General features: G+C 71.3%; 3 protein-coding genes. 2 read left to right on the top strand and 1 reads right to left on the bottom strand.

Annotated features, from left to right (window positions below; all coding sequences use genetic code 11):
- Together ACFQ27_RS20745 and ACFQ27_RS20740 are read left to right on the top strand one after the other, a co-directional pair.
- Positions 1–1,291, top strand: a 1,291-nt coding sequence (locus ACFQ27_RS20745; RefSeq protein ID WP_377354911.1) for a TonB-dependent receptor domain-containing protein, incomplete at its 5' end; no start/stop codon positions are given.
- 60 nt (positions 1,292–1,351) lie between these two features.
- Positions 1,352–2,287, top strand: a complete 936-nt coding sequence (locus ACFQ27_RS20740; RefSeq protein ID WP_377354909.1) for a DUF808 domain-containing protein — start codon at positions 1,352–1,354, stop codon at positions 2,285–2,287.
- Between the two features lie 246 nt (positions 2,288–2,533).
- Here the strand turns inward: ACFQ27_RS20740 and ACFQ27_RS20735 are convergent.
- Positions 2,534–2,915 (bottom strand): hypothetical protein (locus tag ACFQ27_RS20735; RefSeq protein WP_377354908.1); only part of this gene is annotated, 382 nt, incomplete at its 5' end.

Raw genomic sequence — 2,915 nt, 5'->3', positions numbered from 1 at the left:
CGCCCGCGCCTGGTCCACCGCCTGGACCGCCTCGCCGACCCTGTTCCTGGCCCAGGTTCAGGATGGCGGCGGCTGGCGCGCCCAGGCCTGGGTCCGGGCCAGCGACCTCGCCAACAGCTCCGCCGCCGTGGCCGCCGGCCGCCGGACCACCACCCCGGCCAGCGACCAGTATTCCACTCCGGCCCTGGGTTGGGGCCTCAACGCCGCCTGGCAGGGGCGAGGCGAGGCCTGGTCCTGGGAGGTCGGCGCAGACGCCCGCTTCACCCAAGGCGAGGCGCGCGAACGCTTCCGGTACCAGGGCGCGGCCTTCACCCGCGGCCGGGAGTCCGGGGGGCGGACCTCGGTGGGCGGGATCTACGCCGAGCTGGTCCGCGACCAGGGCGACCTGCTGCTCACGGGCGGGGCGCGGATCGACGCCTGGCGCCAGAGCGGCGCCATCCGCCGCGAGCGCGACCTCGCCACCGGCGCCCTGACCCTCAACAATCCGTCGGCCGACAAGTCCGGCGTCACCCCGACGGCGCGGCTCGGCGCCAGGTGGACCATGAATGACGCCGTCTGGCTGCGCGGCGCGGCCTATGCCGGCTTCCGCGCCCCGACCCTGAACGAGCTGCACCGGCCCTTCCGGGTCGGCAATGACGTCACCGAAGCCAATCCCGGCCTCAAGCCTGAGACCCTCTATGGCCTGGAGGCGGGCCTGGGCGGGGAGGGCGCCGCGCGCTGGACCGCCACCCTGTTCTGGAACCGGCTGGTCGACCCGATCACCAATGTCACTGTGGGCGCAGGGCCCGGAACCTTCCCCGTGGCCGGCTTCATCCCGGCGGGCGGGACCCTTCGCCAGCGCCGCAACGCCGGCCAGATCGACGCCTATGGCCTGGAGGCCGACGCCGCCCGCGACCTCGGCGAGGTGTTCCTGCGCGCCGCGGTCTCGGCCACCCATGCCGAGGTGGACGGGGGCGCGTCGGCGCCCCAGCTCACCGGCAAGCGCCCGGCCCAGACCCCGAAGGTCGCCGCCACCCTCTCAGGAACCTGGAGGCCTGCGGAGCGCTTCACCCTGGACCTGTCGGCCCGCTACGAGAGCAAACGGTTCGAGGATGACCTGAACACCCGGGTGCTGGCCCCCTCGGTCGGCCTGGACGCCCGCGCCGCCTGGGCCTTCGCCTCCGGCGCGGAGCTCTACCTGGCGGCCGAGAACTTCACCGACGCCCGCATCGAGGTGGGCGAGACCGGCGATGGCGTCGAGAGCTTCGCCAGCCCCCGCACGGTGCGCCTCGGGATCAGCATCCGCCGCTAAGTCCTTGCCAGGACGACGGGGTTCGGTCACCACCGCACCCCAAAACCGACAGGAGCAGACATGGCCTCGGGTCTCGCGGCGCTACTGGATGACGTGGCCGCCATCGCAAAGGTCGCCGCCGCCTCCCTGGACGACGTCGGCGCAGCCGCCGGCAAGGCCAGCGCCAAGGCCGTGGGCGTGGTGGTGGACGACACCGCCGTCACCCCGGGCTACGCCGTGGGCTTCACCCCCGACCGCGAACTGCCCATCGTCTGGAAGATCGCGCTGGGGTCCCTGCGCAACAAGTTCCTCTTCCTGCTGCCCGGCGCCCTGGCGCTCAGCGCGTTCGCGCCCTGGCTGATCACGCCGCTCCTGATGCTGGGCGGCGCCTACCTGTCCTATGAGGCTTCGGAGAAGATCCTCGAGGCTTTCGTCACCCATGAAGAGGTCGACCAGCCTGAAGAGTTCGCCCTCAGCTCGGCGGCGCTGGAGAAAGAGAAGGTCGCCGGCGCCATCCGCACCGACCTGATCCTGTCGGCCGAGATCATGGCCATCTCCCTCGCCTCGGTCAGCGAGGAGACCCTGCTGATCCAGGCCGCGGCCCTGGCCGTGGTCGGCTTTCTGATCACCGTCGGCGTCTATGGGGTGGTCGGCTTCATCGTGAAGATGGACGACATCGGCCTGCACCTGGCCAAGGGCGAACGACCGGCCTTGAAGGCCCTGGGCAGGGCCATGGTCAAGGGCATGCCCAGCCTGCTGAACGGCCTGACCCTGGTCGGCACCGCCGCCATGCTCTGGGTCGGCGGGGGCATCATCGTCCACGGCTTGGAGCACCTGCACATCAGCCCGATCCCGCACTGGGTCGAGGGCTTCAGCCACTGGGCGGGCCAGGTCCCGGGCGTCGGTGCGATCACCGGCTGGCTGGCCTTCGCAGCCGGCTCCGCCGTGGTGGGCCTGGTCCTGGGCGCCGTGATCATCGCGGCGACCCATTTCATCCCGAAGAAGGGCGGCCACTAACCGCCACGCCAGCCTGCCAAAAATCCGCTCATCCCGGCGCAGGCGGGGAGGCGCGGTCGGAGGAAGGGGGCTTAGCCGCCCATGGGGACGATTTGCGACTCGGCGCGACGCTGGACCAGGCGCCGTTGAAGCTGGCTTGACGGACCTTTCGCGGCATCAATTCAGGGGCTGGCCCTCTGGGGCCAAGGGGCCGCCCTCTTCAGACGACGAGTGCAGCCTTGCGCCGCCAACCGAAAGGCCCAACGCTTATCGCAGCGGCTCGGGTTTGCAGCGGCCCTTCAGATACGCGTCATACGCGCAGTAAGAGACCCGCCAGGTCGAGGTCTGGCCGGGCACAAGCGCCTTGCTGTCTGGGCCATAGATCATCGCCGTCTCGCCGGCTTTCACCGGGCCGAAGGCGGGCAAGGTCGCTGCGCGACATCCGGTCGTGCCGCCCTCTTCAAAACAGTACTGGCCGATTACGGTGACGGCGCAGGCGTTGACCGCATTCCAAAAGCCATTGCTGTTCTTGCGCGGCTCCAGGGTGACGCAGTCGTGCGGCGGCGGCGCGGCGGGCGCGGCGGGCGCAGCCGCCGGCGCGGTCTGGCCGAATCCTGAGAGCAGCGCCAGGGCCTGGCCCGCGGCGCTT

It is taken from the genome of Phenylobacterium conjunctum (assembly GCF_042679085.1).
Lineage (GTDB): Bacteria > Pseudomonadota > Alphaproteobacteria > Caulobacterales > Caulobacteraceae > Phenylobacterium > Phenylobacterium conjunctum.
This window is presented reverse-complemented; position numbering and strand designations above follow the sequence as displayed.